This is a genomic window from Methylacidimicrobium cyclopophantes, assembly GCF_902143385.2.
GTDB lineage: Bacteria > Verrucomicrobiota > Verrucomicrobiia > Methylacidiphilales > Methylacidiphilaceae > Methylacidimicrobium > Methylacidimicrobium cyclopophantes.
The window spans coordinates 1-14,841 of record NZ_CABFUZ020000106.1 but is presented as its reverse complement, the minus strand read 5'-3'; the positions used below and the strand labels follow the sequence as shown (position 1 = coordinate 14,841).

Annotated in this window: 13 protein-coding genes and 1 tRNA gene; 9 read left to right on the top strand and 5 right to left on the bottom strand. The window is 61.4% G+C overall.

Features of this window, described 5'->3' with window-relative positions; translation table 11 throughout:
• The 5 genes from FN369_RS04565 to FN369_RS11470 all read left to right on the top strand — a co-directional run.
• The coding region (locus tag FN369_RS04565) for an FtsK/SpoIIIE domain-containing protein (RefSeq protein WP_142525018.1) at positions 1 to 3,417 on the top strand (3,417 nt) is incomplete at its 5' end.
• Between the two features lie 887 nt (positions 3,418 to 4,304).
• Positions 4,305 to 4,790, top strand: a complete 486-nt coding sequence (locus FN369_RS04560) for a MarR family winged helix-turn-helix transcriptional regulator (RefSeq protein ID WP_246189551.1) — start codon at positions 4,305 to 4,307, stop codon at positions 4,788 to 4,790.
• A gap of 45 nt (positions 4,791 to 4,835) precedes the next feature.
• Positions 4,836 to 5,453, top strand: a complete 618-nt coding sequence (gene wrbA, locus FN369_RS04555) for an NAD(P)H:quinone oxidoreductase (RefSeq protein WP_142525017.1) — start codon at positions 4,836 to 4,838, stop codon at positions 5,451 to 5,453.
• A gap of 25 nt (positions 5,454 to 5,478) precedes the next feature.
• The gene (locus FN369_RS11475) at positions 5,479 to 5,907 is read left to right on the top strand and encodes a pirin family protein (RefSeq protein ID WP_246189550.1); all 429 of its coding nucleotides are present in this window, start codon (positions 5,479 to 5,481) and stop codon (positions 5,905 to 5,907) included.
• Positions 5,898 to 6,305 (top strand): pirin family protein, encoded by a 408-nt coding sequence (locus FN369_RS11470; RefSeq protein ID WP_246189549.1) that lies wholly within the window; start codon positions 5,898 to 5,900, stop codon positions 6,303 to 6,305. Before FN369_RS11475 ends, FN369_RS11470 begins: the two co-directional genes overlap by 10 nt.
• On the opposite strand, the gene FN369_RS04545 is transcribed toward FN369_RS11470, so the two are convergent.
• From FN369_RS04545 to FN369_RS04535, 3 genes are all read right to left on the bottom strand, one after another.
• The gene (locus FN369_RS04545) at positions 6,206 to 6,976 is read right to left on the bottom strand and encodes a M48 family metallopeptidase (protein WP_142525016.1); all 771 of its coding nucleotides are present in this window, start codon (positions 6,974 to 6,976) and stop codon (positions 6,206 to 6,208) included. The two genes, FN369_RS11470 and FN369_RS04545, sit on opposite strands and share 100 nt — an antisense overlap.
• Positions 6,977 to 7,091: 115 nt before the next feature.
• Complete coding sequence (gene acmB / locus FN369_RS04540) at positions 7,092 to 8,285, bottom strand: methyl acetate hydrolase AcmB (protein ID WP_142525015.1); 1,194 nt, start codon at positions 8,283 to 8,285, stop codon at positions 7,092 to 7,094.
• A 189-nt stretch (positions 8,286 to 8,474) separates the two neighbouring features.
• Entirely contained in the window at positions 8,475 to 9,482 is a 1,008-nt protein-coding gene (locus FN369_RS04535) for a zinc-dependent alcohol dehydrogenase family protein (protein WP_142525014.1), read from the bottom strand.
• 195 nt (positions 9,483 to 9,677) lie between these two features.
• Here FN369_RS04535 and FN369_RS04530 point away from each other — a divergent pair, with 195 nt between their 5' ends.
• Positions 9,678 to 11,285 (top strand): inorganic phosphate transporter, encoded by a 1,608-nt coding sequence (locus FN369_RS04530; RefSeq protein ID WP_142525013.1) that lies wholly within the window; start codon positions 9,678 to 9,680, stop codon positions 11,283 to 11,285.
• 73 nt (positions 11,286 to 11,358) lie between these two features.
• Here the strand turns inward: FN369_RS04530 and FN369_RS04525 are convergent, their stop codons facing one another.
• Entirely contained in the window at positions 11,359 to 11,700 is a 342-nt protein-coding gene (locus FN369_RS04525) for a hypothetical protein (RefSeq protein WP_142525012.1), read from the bottom strand.
• A gap of 210 nt (positions 11,701 to 11,910) precedes the next feature.
• On the opposite strand from FN369_RS04525, the gene FN369_RS04520 reads away from it, so the two are divergent.
• Complete coding sequence (locus FN369_RS04520; RefSeq protein ID WP_142525011.1) at positions 11,911 to 12,567, top strand: NlpC/P60 family protein; 657 nt, start codon at positions 11,911 to 11,913, stop codon at positions 12,565 to 12,567.
• A 120-nt stretch (positions 12,568 to 12,687) separates the two neighbouring features.
• Positions 12,688 to 12,770 (top strand) — tRNA-Leu (locus FN369_RS04515).
• 830 nt (positions 12,771 to 13,600) lie between these two features.
• Here the strand turns inward: FN369_RS04515 and FN369_RS04510 are convergent.
• Complete coding sequence (locus FN369_RS04510) at positions 13,601 to 14,128, bottom strand: hypothetical protein (RefSeq protein ID WP_150003889.1); 528 nt, start codon at positions 14,126 to 14,128, stop codon at positions 13,601 to 13,603.
• Between the two features lie 497 nt (positions 14,129 to 14,625).
• Between FN369_RS04510 and FN369_RS11305 the strand changes: the two genes are divergently transcribed.
• Positions 14,626 to 14,841 (top strand): hypothetical protein (locus FN369_RS11305; protein ID WP_218580005.1); only part of this gene is annotated, 216 nt, incomplete at its 3' end.

Sequence of the window (14,841 nt, the reverse complement as noted above, 5' to 3'; positions counted from 1 at the left end):
CGGCTCGACCGCGCGCCGGTCGTCCTCTCCCCTGAGCCGGGCTACGGCAAATCCCACTTAATCGGTCGGCTCTTCCAAAAACTCCATGGAAGAGCTATCCGGGTATATCTCCGGCCCTTCGAGGCGATCGACCGCTGCTGGGAGAGGATTCTCGATCGGATCGTTCGAGAGCTCGTCCGGCTCGATCCCCTCAACTCCATCCATAGATCTGACCGTAACCACACCCAGCTTGAGCGGCTCGCGGCGCTAACCATCGGCCATTTGACCGCCGATCTCTTTGATCGCGGCCTCATCGCCGATTCCGAGCTGCCTGTTCGTTGGCAAGCGCATGCGGACGATCTTCGCTCCCTCCTCCGGACCAACCCGCTCTCCCTCTGGGAAGGGCCAAATGCCGCTTCTTGGATCGAGTGGATAGAACAACCTAAGAGCTTCCTCTGCTTACAACAGGGCCTTTGGGACCGAGAGATCACTTTCACCTCGGTGTGGAATCCCCACTCCTGGCTCAAGCTGCTTCTGGCCTATCTCTCACACCAAGACGATCCCGATCGTCGTCGCCTCTGCGTCGAGTGGATGCGCGCGACGAGCCTCGATCCGGAAGAAGCAAGCTTCCTTGGCGTTCCTCGCGACGACATCCCTTCCGGGGAAAACTCTCCGGAGGCGGCCAACGAGCTCGCCAAGGGTCGGATCGTCGATTTTTGCCAGCTCGCCCGATTCGCGCGTCCTTTCCTTTTTTGCTTCGACCAGACGGAAGCTTTCGCGCACGACCCAGTACGAGCCGAACGTTTTGGCTACGTCGTCGCGGAGCTCCTCGATCAAGCTCCGAACCAAATGCTTGTGATCACCGCCAATCAGGAGCCATGGGAGAAGCGAATCCTTCCCAAGTTCGAAGCCGCCTATCGTGATCGATTGCTCTACCCCGACTTTGCACTCCAGCTTTTGGGACTAGACGCAAGCCAAGCTCGCATCCTTTTAGAAAGCCGACTCAGACGCACCGGGATCGACAACGAGAGAGCGGAACGCTTCTTGGCGAACCCCTGGATTTCCCGGTTCTTTGCCAGTACAAAAACGCGCGGAGTCCGGGTTCTGCTCCAGGAAGCCGAACGGCAGTGGGGGGAACAACGATCTGTCACACTCGCAAGTTGCTACGAGCAGCTCCTCGAGCAAATGGGAAAGGATCCGCCAGCTTTCGATGCAGATGCGCTCCAGTGGCTTCTACGGGAAGGAGCCCATGCTCTTCCCGGTTGGGAGCTCGATGAGCCCTATCTCGGACGGAAGAAGCATCTCCTCCTCCGATGGAAGAAAAACGGTGCGGCGATCGGTTTCGGCTGGGAAGCGGGTTCTAACTGGAAGCGATGGGTTTCGATCGCCCGGGAAGCGCAAGAGGAAGCGAAGCGGCAGGAGGGCTGTCAACGTTCGGTATTTTTCCGATCATGGAATCAATCTCTGGTTCCAAATCCGAAATGGAAGGTGGCAGAGGAGATCGGTCGAAGCTGCCAAGGCCCGATGCGCATCGAAGGATTTGACGAAACCCGCTGGAAGCCGCTAGCCGCCCTTTACGAGCTCCATGCGAAAGTCCTCGAGGGAGACCTCGATTTTCCTCGAGAGGAAACCCTTGCGTTCGTCCGGGAGCGGCTCCGTCCGTGGGCCGAGGAACTCAGCAAGGGCATAGGGGAAAAACCGCCGGACAAGCCACCGCCACCGATCCCAGTCACCGTCACTGAACTCGTGAAACGGTGTCTTTCCAAGGAACCTTCCCCGCCTTTCCCTCAAGTGGAGCTCGGCACCGCCTTTCACAAGATCGTCGAGGAATTTCTCCGCAGACTCCTCCGCGAAGATCGAAGGCCCCGAACTCCGGATGAGTACTGGGCGGTCCTACAGGAGATCGCCCAGAACGAGATGGCGGAACGGAAAAGCGGCGGCACGACCGAAAAAGCCCAATTCCTCGAATCGGCGCTCCGAGCGTTCCACGGGAACCTGCGGAGCATCGCTGCATCCGGAAAAATCTCCGATTGGAAGGAGCTCTTTGAAGGAACGGAGATTCCCCTTTCCGCCGCCTTTGCGAACGCAAAGGGCCGCTCCGTTCTCGTCGCAGGACGGCTGGACACGCTGCGCCGCCATCCCAAGGAAGGACGACAGATCGTTGATTATAAGCTTTCGCAACCATCGGATTCCCCGAAAGATCTCCTGCAGCTGGCGATCTACGCGGAGCTCTTGCGCCGCAGCCGCAACGACCCTCTCCCCGCCGGAATCCTCGAATATTACCACCCGTCGCTGACGACGCGGACGCTATCGGAGAGTGCGCTTCGGACGATTTTCGCCGAACGGGTCGGTCCGGTGCTGGACGAGCTGGAGCAAGAAGGGCCGCCGCCGGCTGAGCCGCCCCCGTTCGAAGAAGCAACCGCTCGAAAGCTCGAGAAGTTCTTCTCTGCCCATGGCTATAAGGTGCGCTGCGACGGACCCGTGAAAGCCCCCCAACTTCTCCGCTTCCTGCTTTCCTGTCCGCCCGGGGTGCGGGTCGAACAGCTCATCAAGCTGAGTCCCACTCTCCGAGTCTATCTCGGCCTTGATTTCGAACCGCGCATCCACCCCGTTGCCCGCTCCGTCGCGGTCGATCTCCCGAACCCCGATCCTTTCCCGATTCCTTGGCACCAACTCTATCAGGAGATGCCTTCCTCTTTGGAGCTGCCTCTCCTCCTTGGAAAGACCGTAGAGGGCCGCGTCCTGGCAATTGACCTGGCCGATCCCAACGGCCCCCATGTCCTTGTCGCGGGAACCTCTGGCAGCGGGAAGAGCATGCTTCTCAAATGCTTTCTTGCAACCCTCTGCCGCACGCTGGCTCCGGAGCGACTCGAAGTGGTTCTCATCGACCCCAAGATGCTCACCTTTGCGGATTGGAAGGAAATCCCGCAACTGCGGGGAAGAGGGCTGATCACCGCACAGGACCAGGCGCTCCAGTCCTTGCAGGAGACCGCCGAAGAGATGGATCGCCGCTTCGGGGTGCTCGCGGACGAAGGCCTCGAACGTCTCCAGCAAAGGCTGGCCGCGGGGAAGACCGATATCCCCTACCGGGTGATCTTCTTCGACGAATTTGCCGATTGGCTGCTGGGATCGCGGATGGTGAAGCAGCAGTTCGAGCAGATCGTCGCCCGCATTGCGCAGAAGGGCCGAGCCGCCGGAATCCATCTCATCCTGGCGACCCAACGGCCGGAAAGGAAGGTGGTCGACGGACTGATTCGCGCCAACCTGCCCATTCACATCTGCCTCCGGGTCTCCAGTAGGCACGACTCCTCGATTGTGTTGGGGGAAAGTGGTGCGGAAACCCTGTTCGGGAAAGGAGATCTCTTGTGCAACCTCGGGCCGGGCGGAGCCCTGGTCCGGGCGCAAGCGCCCTTCCTGGATAGCTCCCCTTCGGGGTGAAAATGTCGGGGTCAATCCACGCGTCCGCGACTGGGCGGCGAAAACGCTTGCATAATTTCTTTCAATGCAATTACTCTCAAGCCCACATTGGATTATCCACCTCGAATCTCCGTTTCCTTGCCTCGCCAGTCTCTGCCAAAAGGGGCGGTTTCTAACGAAGCTCACAGAGCTTACAGGATGCAGTACCATGAAATCCCCATGGAATCTCCCGCACCGCTGGTGCGATAGACGAAAGAAAGCAAGGAAATGGGCAGCCTGCCTATGGGTGCTCGTTTCGTCCTTGGTTCTCGTTGTGTCGGGAGGCTCGGCCGGTACTGCGTCGCGGCTGGCCGCAAAAAAGAGTGCCTGCGATTGCGGCGGAGCATGTCGCAACCAGACCGGCTGTCAGCCGCATCCGTTTCGCTGCGGCTGCCCGTAAAAACGGCATCGCCGCCGCCAAACGGCTTCTCCCCCATCCGCTCTCCGACGAGCGAGATCGCCTCAAGCGCCTCCAGGAGCTCTTCCTCCTATCGGCAGCTCCTGCGCCTTTCCCCTCCTCGGGGCTTGCTCGCCTTTCTCCCTCCCAAAAGCAGGATTCTATGCTTCCGCGAATCGCCCCAGCGCTCAGAGTACCCATCCGACCATCCACCCTTTCCTCTTTTCGCTCGCCGGGCATATCGCTCCCGCATCCGCCCAAGGAGCTCTCCAATTCCTCACCCGTCTTCCTGAACCCTGGTTGTGGATGCCGGGATTTGTGAGGCAAAGACCTCCTCCGCCCTCCCCGCCGCCTCCCTTCCGCGCCAAAAGTCCTCAATCGACTCGCCGTCGCCTCCCTCCAACCCGTTTTGTCTTGCACGTGGACGGCGGCTCCAATACTTTGAATTGAAATCATTTTAATTGGAATCATCGTGCCGACCCACCACAAAGGACCCGCCCCGGAGGTAAGGGCGCTCGACGCCTTTATCAAGCTGATGCGGGCCTCGGAGACCCTCCTTGCGGCACTCCGCGGACCCCTCGGCCGCGTCGGGTTAACTCCGGGGCAGTTCGGTGTCCTGGAAACGCTCTTCCACCTCGGCCCGCTCACGGAGCGGGAGTTAGGGCGAAAGCTCCTGCGCAGCGGGGGCAACACGACCGTCGTGGTCGACAACCTCGAGCGGCGGTCTCTTGTCTACCGCGCGAGGAGTCCCAGCGATCGACGCTGCGTGACCGTTTCGCTCACCCCCAAAGGGCTCCGCTGGATCCGCCGGATCTTTCCCCTCCACGCGGCGAGAATCACCGAGGCGATGGGGGCCCTCCGTCCGGAAGAGCAGGAGGAGTTGGGAAGGCTCTGCCGCAAGCTGGGGCATGCCCTACAGGAAGGGCGCTCTCCCCAGACCGCCGCTTCCCATCGCTGAGAGCTTTGCAATCTCGAAAAGAAAACAAAAAAGGAGAATCCCACTATGGCAACGAAGGTTCAGGTCGTCTTTTACAGCATGTATGGGCATGTTTATCAACTGGCCGAAGCGATCGCCGCCGGAGCCCGCGAAATCCCCGGCACCGAGGTGGCCCTCCGGCAGGTGGCTGAGCTCATCCCCGATCATGTCTTGGAAAAGAGCGGGGCTCGGGCAGCCCGCCAAAGCTTCGCTCACATCCCGCTCGCGCGCGTCGAAGAGCTGCCGGAAGCCGACGCGATCCTCTTTGGAACCCCCACCCGCTTTGGGAACATGGCGGCCCAGATGCGCAACTTCTTGGACCAGACGGGCGGCCTCTGGTCGCGGGGAGCGCTGGTGGGCAAGGTCGGCAGCGTCTTCGCCAGCACGGCCAGCCAGCATGGAGGCCAGGAGACGACGATCACGAGCTTTCACACGACCCTGCTCCACCACGGGATGATCATCGTCGGGGTCCCCTACACCGCCGCGGGCCTGACCAACATGAGGGAGATCACTGGAGGAACGCCGTACGGCGCCTCGACCTTGACGGATGTCGACGGCTCCCGGCAGCCGTCGGAAAACGAGCGGGAGATCGCCCGGTTCCAAGGCCGCCATGTGGCGGAAATTGCCCAGCGCCTCAAAGGCTGAGGCATTGGAAGGAACCATGCTGGCCGTGAGAAAGAGTGCGGAGTGCGCAAGGACCAAACTCGATTGGCTCGAGAGCCGGCACACCTTCTCCTTCGATCGATATCGCGATCCGGCGTCGATGGGGTTTTCCGTTCTGCGGGTGATCAACGACGACCGGATCTCGCTCGGAGCGGGATTTCCAACGCATCCTCATCGCAACATGGAGATTCTCACCTGGGTCTTGTCTGGCGGCTTGGAACATCGAGAGAGCTCGGAAAACGGCTGGAGGATCCGGCCCGAGGAGGCCCAGCGGATGACCGCCGGCCGTGGGGGGACTCATAGCGAGTTCCACCCTGGCCGCGCGAGCCGCTGCACCTGCTGTAAATCTGGATCCTTCTCGCTCACCCGGGCATCCTGCCCGACTACGAGCAGCGCAGCTTCCCGGAAACAGAACGTCGGGGAAGAGTGTGCCTGATCGTTTCGCCCGATGGTGCCGAAGGTTCGATCCAAAACCACCAGGATGCTCGTCTCTTCACCGGCCTGTTCGAGGCGGGGCTGGCTTGGCCACAACGGATCGAGGTTGGCCGGAAGGTCTGGCTTCATGTGGCGCAGGGTCCTGTGCACGCCAACGGGAACCGTCTGGAGGAGAGCCGCGCCGCCTTGGTCGAGGAAGATCGCGATCCAAGCCCTCTCCAAGGCGGAACTGCTCCTTTTCGACTTGCCCTGAGCTTGCCATGGGCCGTTTGGCGGCCGGGCGGACCGGCTTTCCCAAGTCAAACGATTGGATCGCTGGGAAAGTCGTTAAGCCGCCGCTGCCTCTCCCTCCAGTCGGGCAGGAAGCGATCGAGCAGGGCCCGAAAGCGCTCATCGTGAAGGCGTACTAGAAGATGCGCCATCTCGTGCACGACCACATACTCGAAACAGCAGAACGGCTTCTTCACAAGCTCGCTGTTGAGCCGGATCCGGCGGGATCGGATATTGCAGCTCCCCCAGCGCGTCTTCATCCGCTGCACACAGAGTCCGTTCACCCGAACCCCCAGGCGCGGCTCCCATTGCGGGATCAAGGCGGAGGCGGCCTGCCGGAGGATGCTGCGGTACCAGAGTGCGAGTAGGGCGCTCTTTTTTTCGGTCGATGCTCCCGGCGGAACCCGCAGAAGAATCTTCTCGGCTAGAAGCTCCGCCTTGGCGCGACCCGGCTCCTCGACGACCGCAAGCGGATAGCCCCTCCCCCAAAGCAAGTGCCTTTCCCCCTCGAGATAGGAAAAGGGGATCCCCGGTCCCCGGCCGCGAACCTCCGCCTGCGTTCGCCGAATCCAGTCGAGCTTGGAGGCCGCGAACGCCCGAACGGCCTCGATCGGCATCCGGTCGGGGGCGGAGAGGCTCGCTCTGCCGTCGGGCGGCGAGACCCTCAAATGCATGTTCCGGATCTTTTTGCGCAGAAGGTGCACCTCCACCTCACCGAATCGGAGCAGAATGACAGAAAGAGGCGCGCGATCCGATCGACCGAGAGCGTTCTCCTTTCCTTTTCGGTAAGTCTTTGCCATTGGAAGTGGAGATCCCTCCATGAATTCTTCTCGGGAAACGGGATCCTCCCGCCCGTCGGGCCGAGTCTCCTCGGTCTTCTTTGCGCAAGCAAGCCGCTTTCCCACCGAAGGTGTCCTAGCCGCCCCGCGATCGATCCCAGGCCGCGTAAACGCTACTTTCGAAATCGATGTAGCCTCCGGAGGTAACCGGATCGCCGAAGGGCAGGACCTGGGTGGCCCAATAGCCGCCGAGGCCGTTGCGGCGATCGATCCAGAAAAAGGTGTTGGCGAGACCGGCCCAACTGAGAGAGCCCGCGGGACGCCCCGTCGACAGAGCTTCCTCATCGATGAGAAAGCTCAAGCCCCAGGATTTTGACGGCCCCGGGAGGAGCTCCGCCAAGCGCGGGTGGCGCGAAGCCGCGCCGGGGAAGGCAAAGACCCTTTTCGTTCCGAGATGATTGCTTGCGGCCATCCGCACCGTCTCCGGCCGGAGCAGCCGGCCGTGATCGCCCATTCCATCGTTGAGCCACATTCGGATGAGCTTGAGGAAGTCGCCGACGGTTCCGTAGAGGCCGTGACCGCCCATTTGGACCTCCGGGTCGGCCGGGAGCGCAAAATCGGTCGGCAGGAGCGACCCATCCGGCTTCCGCTGGTGGAGGGCCGCGAGCTTCTCCCGCATCGGCGCGGTCGGCGCAAAAGAGGTGCTTTCGATCCCCAGAGGCTCGAAGATCTCCGTCTGGAAGACCTCCCCAAGGCGTCGGCCCGTGGCTCCCTCAATCACTTGTCCGCACCAGTCCATGCTCGTTCCATATTCCCATCTCTCCCCGGGCTCAAAGAGGAGCGGAGTCAACAGGCTCGCCTTCGAGCCGGTTACGGTCGCAGGCTGGCCCTTGGTTCTGTGCAGCCGAAAGTAGATCGGGTTGAAAAACTCATAGCCGAATCCAGCGGTGTGGGTGAGCAGCATCCGGGTGGTGACGGCTCGCTTCGGAGAGCGGAGGATCGGCTCCCCGCTCCAATCGAACCCTTCGATCAGCGGCAGCCTCCCGATTTCCGGGCAATACTGCTCGGCCGGGAGATCGAGGTCGAGCAGTCCCTGCTCGACGAGCCGTAAGGCGGCGGTCGCTGTAAATGCCTTCGTCGTCGAATAGAGGGCGAAAACGGTGTCGACCGTCATCTTCTCCTCGCGGTCGAGCCGGCGCTTGCCCGCCGCCCCTTCATAGAGGCTGCCCTGGCGATCGGTCACCATCGCGACGACGCCGGGAACACCGGAATTCCCACTAACGAGGCGGGCGAGGATCGGATCGAGGACGGAATACAGATCGAGAATCATCGACTCGGAATCGGCCGAATTCTTCCCCTCGCAAGGACGGAGCGCCAACAAAAATCCCTCCTTCAGGAGATCCCGCGCCCGGGAAGAGTGGAGGCGGGCACCCCTTCTTCGCCGGAGCTGGAGGAAGATGCCGCGAGGGGGAAAACCCGGTCGTGGGAAGCGGGCAAGCCGGCCGGCGAGAAATCTGGGCTAGAACTCGAGGGCGATCTTGCCGAAATGCTTCCCGGACTCCTGGTAGCGAAATGCGTCGGTGATGTCGACTAGATCGAAAGCACGATCGATCACCGGCCGAATGCCGGTCGCCTCCATGGCCCGTACCATCTCGATCTGATGACGGCGACTTCCGACGACCAGGCCTTGAAGCCGAATCTGCCGCTGCATCAACAAGGCGGTTCGCACCTCCCCTGCGATTCCGCTCAGAACCCCGATCAGGGAGATCTGTCCGCCGACCCGGCAGGCCCGGATCGACTGATCCAAGGTGCCCGGCCCTCCCACCTCGACTACATGATCCACCCCGCGCCCTTTGGTCCAACGCTGGACCGCCTTCGACCAATGCGGCTCCCGCCGATAGTTGATCGCTTGATCGGCACCGAGCGAAAGAAGCCGCTCGAGCTTGGCTTCCGAGGAAGAGGTCGCAATCACGCGCGCCCCCATCGCCTTGGCGATCTGCAGGGCGAAGATCGAAACGCCGCCGGTCCCGAGCACAAGCACCGTGTCGCCCGCCTTGAGAACGCCCTCGACCACCAGGGATCTCCAGGCGGTGAGAGCGGCCGTCGTCAAAGTCGCTGCCTCCTTCGGAGTCCAGCCGGCGGGGGCGCGGGTGAACCAGGAAGCCGGCGCCACGACCGCTTCCCGGGCGTAGCCGTCGATGCCGTCGCCGGGAACCTGCCCGAAGTCTCCCATGGTCGGACCCCCATCCTGCCAGAGCGGGAAGAAGCAGGAGACGACAAGATCCCCCGCCGAAAACTCCGAGACCCCTTGCCCGACCTCCTCGACGAAGCCCGCTCCATCCGACATCGGGATGCGGCCCTCTTCGGTCGGCAGCTTGCCCGTGACCACGAGATAATCGTGAAAGTTCAGAGAGCTCGCACGGAGGCGGACGCGGATCTCTCCGGGGCCCGGAAGACCGGGATCCTCGCGCTCCACCAGCCGCAGCTTTTCCAGACCACCGGGGCGTTCGAGAATCACTCCCTTCATCGATAGGAAATCCTTTCTTTGCCCATGCGGGATTTTTGAAGCGAGCGCAAGCCAAAGGAAGATCGACGGCGCTGCGGAAATTCCTACGCTTCGCTCGCCCTTTCGGCTACTGTGAAGTGGACGTTGGCGGCGCGGTCTTGACCGCGGAACGCTTCCTGATAAGTTCGCGCCAGCGCTCGGTATCCCCGGGGAGGAATGGCTCAGATTTCGACGCAACATAACCCCCTTCCCAAACCCATGCTGCGGCCGAGTTCCACCGGAGGGAAGAGAGCCCTCGTCGCATTTGGCCTCGCCGTCTTGGTCGGAAGCGCCTACACGGCGGTCCACTTTTTTCGGGATCTCGGCGATTCCCACCCGCTCGCCCTCCTCCCCTTCCTTCTGCTCGCGGTAGCCCTTTTCACCGCCTTGGCCTTCGAGTTCGTCAACGGCTTTCACGATACGGCCAACGCGGTGGCGACGGTCATCTACACCCGCACCCTTCACCCTGGAGCCGCCGTGCTCTGGTCGGGCTTCTGGAACTTCCTCGGAGTGCTCGCCTCTTCCGGAGTGGTCGCCTTCAACATCATCGCGCTCCTGCCGCCCGATCTCGTCCTCCATGTGAGCAGCCAGGCCGGATTCGCCATGATCTTCTCCCTTCTGGCCTCGGCAATCCTCTGGAACCTCGGCACCTGGTACCTCGGTCTTCCCTCCTCGAGCTCCCACACCCTGATCGGTTCGGTGATCGGCGTCGGCTTGGCCAGCCGCCTCGCCTCGGGTCGAGGGGACCTTTCCGGAATCGACTGGTCGCAGGCGGTCAACGTGGGGAAAGCGCTCCTCTTTTCTCCGGTGATCGGCTTCGCCATCGCTTGGCTTCTCCTCATCGTGGCTAAAATTCTCGTCCGCGATCCCCGGCTCTACCGGCCTCCGGTCGGAGACAAGCCGCCACCGCCCTGGATCCGCTTCCTTCTGCTCTTGACCTGCACGGGCGTCAGCTTCGCCCACGGCTCCAATGACGGACAGAAGGGCATGGGGCTCATCATGCTCATCTTGATCGGGGTTGTTCCGACGGTCTACGCCCTCAACCATGCCATTCCGGAACGGGAGACCCGAGAGATGCTCCTCGAGACCAACGCCTGCATCCGAGTCCTGGATCGCTATGCCCCGCCCGGAGCCATCTCGGAAGCCGACCCCGCGACGCTGGCCACCGCCTTCGTCCAGAGCCACAAGCTCCAGCCCGAGACCGTTCCGGCAATCCGCCGACTCCTCCAGGACGTCGCCGTCCAGTTGCAGTCGTATAAGTCGCTTGCGGAAGTTCCGGCCACGCAGGTCGCCAACATCCGGAACAAGCTTTTCGTATTGAACCAATCGCTGCGGGCGCTCACGAAATCGCCGCAGATCGCCCTGAGCGCCAGCGACCGGGAGGCTCTGACCGCTTATCGCCGGCGAATGGATCGAGCCATCCAGTTTATTCCCTCGTGGGTCAAGGTCGCCGTCGCCCTCGCCCTCGGCTTAGGCACGATGGTAGGCTGGAAGCGGATCGTCATAACGGTGGGGGAGAAGATCGGAAAGGAGCACCTCACCTATGCCCAAGGGGCTGCGGCGGAAATCACGGCGATGACGACGATCGGCTTCGCCGATCTCTTCGGGCTGCCCGTCAGCACGACCCATGTCCTCTCCTCCGGAGTGGCGGGGACGATGACCGCCAACGGAGCCGGTCTTCAATGGGCGACGGTCCGGAATCTTGCGGCAGCCTGGATTCTCACCCTCCCCGCCTCGATCGTGCTTTCCGGCCTCCTCTTCACCCTTTTGCGCTGGGGGAGTTGACCGCGAGGGAAATCCACCGGCCGGAAGACTTCCCTCGGGTCGCCTCTTTCGCGTTTTCTGCCGAGAGGCGGGCTTACATGCCCAAGTCTTTTTCCATCTTCTTCAGGCCGCTCTTCTCCTTCTTGCCTTTGTGGTGGAGATGCTTCTTCGACTTCTTCTCCTCTTTCTTCGTCTCGTTTTCGGCCTTCTTCTCTTCCTTTTTCTCCTCTTTCTCTACCTTCTTCTCCTCGTTCTTCGCCTGCTCTTCGGCCTTCTGCTCCATGCCCGGAGCCGACGGCTGCCCCTGGGCGAAGGTCCGTCCAGAGACCCCGCAACCAAGCCCGAACAACGCGCTACAGATCACAAACCGCGACCATACTTTCGTTTTCATGCTCCTCCTACCGCCGTTCCGGAACGTTGGTTTCAGATCCCCCATCCGAAGAATCCGTCCTTTCCGGTCCCCGATGCCGGAGCCCCGCTTCCGCAGAGAACAGCTCGCCCTTCCTATGATCTCCGGCCTAGCGGTTGTCAAATCCCATCCCGAACACCCCGAGAAGCCAGTGCGGCACTACCTTCCCTACCCGAGGGCAGAAACGAGCGCTTTTTCCTTTTGGAGCGCCCGGCCCTCGGGTAGTTCCCGACGCAGATGGTCTGTTGCCGACTGCTTCTCCTCCTCCCTTTCCTCTTCGGGATGGTTGCCACTCCGGCATACCCGGCTCCCACGCCAGCCGCTCGCGCAGCCCACGAAGACTCTTCGATCACCCAACAGATCCTCCAGGAGACCCGCCGGTTGGCGGCGCTGCGCATCGGATACCGCGGCTCCTGGATACCGGAAGGGAGTCGCCACCCATGGATAATGGACTGCTCGAATACGGTCCGTTACCTCTGCCTGCGCCTCTCGGGTAAAGATCTCGGACGGACCGCCTCCGACCAGTACTGCCGGCTACAGGAACTGGGACTGCTCTGGCCGATTCCGTGCGATCCCCACGGCCGGCCCAGCCTCTCCTATCTCCATCGCCATCTCCGTCCAGGCGACCTCCTCTTTTGGGAAAACACCTACCGTCCCGAACGGGACCCTCCGATCACCCACGTGATGATCTACCTAGGGCGAACGAGCCGGGGAAGATGGCTCATGGTCGGTTCCGAGCCCAATCACGGCTTCTACAACCCTCGGGGCAGCGGTCCGGATCTCCGAATTTTCGATCCTTTGCAATCGATGGGCGGCTTCCACAGAGGCTTCCATTACATTCCGTCCAAGCTCGTCGCTCACGGGCGCCCCTGGGGAGAGAGGGAAAGCGAGTGAGAGGAACCTCTTTGCGCCTCTTCCCTCCCCTCCTTCCTTGACGTCGACGAGGGAAAGCGTTTTGCTTATGCCCTAGCTCTCGTGGCCGCCGATTTTCCCTGATCGACTCTGCGAAGACGAGCCGGCGTGGCGGAATGGCAGACGCGCCAGACTCAAAATCTGGTCTCGGCAACGGGGTGTGGGTTCGAGTCCCTCCGCCGGCACTCCGGAAAATAGAAGATTTCCCTCGGGAAGAGCGTATTTTCCTCGGAAAGGCCCTTGCGCAAGGACGAGCACCAAATGACCGGTATGCGCAACCGGAAGCGGGAAGTTCTGGGATTGCATGGGATGGTCTAGGAAGAGAAGCCGACTCCGGTCGCCTAGCCCGAACCTCCCCAATGGCGAAACCGAGCAGTAGCACGGGATGGAACCGTTCTCCCTCCCACCAGCCCACCTGCCAGAGCTTGCCGGCGGCGGGCCCAGCAAGCGGGCAAAGATTTCTTCGATTTGCACGGTCTCGCCAAGATCCTCGAGGATCCCGGACCATCTCGAACCCGCCAAGGGGAGCGGCGATCCTTGCTTCGCCGCTCTCTTCCAGGAGCAAGTCACGCAAATCCGCCCGCTGCGAGAGGAAGAGGGCCATTTCGGTGCTGCAAGCCTTCTGCACCCCAATCGCTGGTAGAACCGGTTAGACGGGACGGAAGGGAATCTGAGAGCCCACGACGTCAACCGCTCCATATCCATTAGCTAGAAGCAGCATCTCAACACTCGCCTTAGAAACGTCCGGATCAGCGCAGGGACCGATCACGACCTTGCGGAGAGGTAACGTCGGAGGATCCAGGTTGCCCCGCTTGCCCGATCGGAAAATGGCCACCTGTCGAGCAAGAAAGTCTCGACGCTGGCGGAAGCGCATGCGATCGCGGTCCCTACCATCCGAGGAATAAATCACGCGCCACTCCTTTTCTGCGCTATAGGCCTCATGTTTACAACAGGGAGCAAATTCGTTAACCGCCCCAAGCAGCGCTGCTGCCGCCCACGGAGCCTCGTGGAACCTCTACTGCTCATCCCGATTGCAAGTTTGGCGTATTCTCGGGTGTAGCCGCTCTAGGTCTTGAAAAATGTCCTGGTCGCCGACGAACTTTTCCACAACATCGAGGATGCCCTTCACCAGCCGCCTTTGTTCCTCTGGCTCGTATTGCACGCGCACCAGCCTGCAACCGACGGGCATGTTCTCCCCGGCTTCGATTCCAATGGCGTAGCCCTCCCTACCCTGCGAATAGGCTCTCCATTGGCTCAAATCGTCCGATTCGGTCGAAAAACAGGCGACGAACAAGGGTAGCATCGGGAGTTTTTCTGCAATCACCCCTTCGGAAATCCCCGATAAGGATTCGAAAATCGTTTTCGGCAAGACGCCGCCATTGTCTGCCGATCGCCTCTTGTCCGTTTCCTCCCGGATGAGCCGGCAGTAACTTTGACACTCTTGCGCGTCATTGAGGCAACTGATCTGGGTAGCCCACAGCTCTCCGCTCTCGATGATTTTAACGAAGTTTTCGCCGGTGGTGTAATGATAGAGATAGGGCATCTCCGAGGTCGGATCTAGGGCAGAAAGCTCGCTCCAGATCTTACGGAAGCAAGGTCTCACCTTCTCTTGCCACTCAGACAGGGCCACCATCGGATCAAAAGGGAATATTCGGCATGGTCGGATAACGTTTGGAGTCGAAGAGCGGGCTGAACCCGGGAGACCTCTCTCCGAAGAGTCGTCTTTGCTTTGCGAGCGGGTGGTCCCACGTAAGCATGTTACCTTGTCCCTAAAGCATCTCACTCGTCAATCCCCAGCTCGGCAGCGAAAAGGACCAGTCCTACTTGCGTCAGCTTCTCCAGGGACTCCACGACGCTGTAGGAAGGCAGGACGAGCCGAGCTCATACCTTAGGGATCGCCCGAGCAAGCGATCGATGGCGCGAGACTGAGTGGGTTGCATGGGAACTCCTTAAGGACGCTGCGCTTCGATTCCAAACGGCTCCAAATCTCCCGAGGAAGATGCGCGAGATCGTCTCACCATCGCATCGGATTGGCCCACGATGGCCGTCTTCGGCGCTCGACAGAGCCATTGCCCGGTGGAGTCGGCGATCCTTCTGCTCAAAACGATGAAAAAGGCGGTTGCAACCGCGGCGTCGAAATTTGCCGCCATTCTCCCAAAAGCTCCGACCAGGGCCTACCTCCTCGTCGCTCCAACCCCCAGAGCAAAGCGGCGCTTCTGCGTTCGGAGTCTGACGGGCGCCGCGGATGCGGCGCAA

Excerpts from the sequence above, each read along its gene's own strand:
- FN369_RS04530 (WP_142525013.1), top strand. The coding sequence starts at position 9,678 with ATGGCTCAGATTTCGACGCAACATAACCCCCTTCCCAAACCCATGCTG.
- FN369_RS04535 (WP_142525014.1), bottom strand. The coding sequence starts at position 9,482 with ATGAAGGGAGTGATTCTCGAACGCCCCGGTGGTCTGGAAAAGCTGCGG.
- FN369_RS04525 (WP_142525012.1), bottom strand. The coding sequence starts at position 11,700 with ATGGGGGATCTGAAACCAACGTTCCGGAACGGCGGTAGGAGGAGCATG.
- acmB (WP_142525015.1), bottom strand. The coding sequence starts at position 8,285 with ATGATTCTCGATCTGTATTCCGTCCTCGATCCGATCCTCGCCCGCCTC.
- FN369_RS04510 (WP_150003889.1), bottom strand. The coding sequence starts at position 14,128 with ATGCCCTATCTCTATCATTACACCACCGGCGAAAACTTCGTTAAAATC.
- FN369_RS04545 (WP_142525016.1), bottom strand. The coding sequence starts at position 6,976 with ATGGCAAAGACTTACCGAAAAGGAAAGGAGAACGCTCTCGGTCGATCG.
- wrbA (WP_142525017.1), top strand. The coding sequence starts at position 4,836 with ATGGCAACGAAGGTTCAGGTCGTCTTTTACAGCATGTATGGGCATGTT.
- FN369_RS04520 (WP_142525011.1), top strand. The coding sequence starts at position 11,911 with ATGGTCTGTTGCCGACTGCTTCTCCTCCTCCCTTTCCTCTTCGGGATG.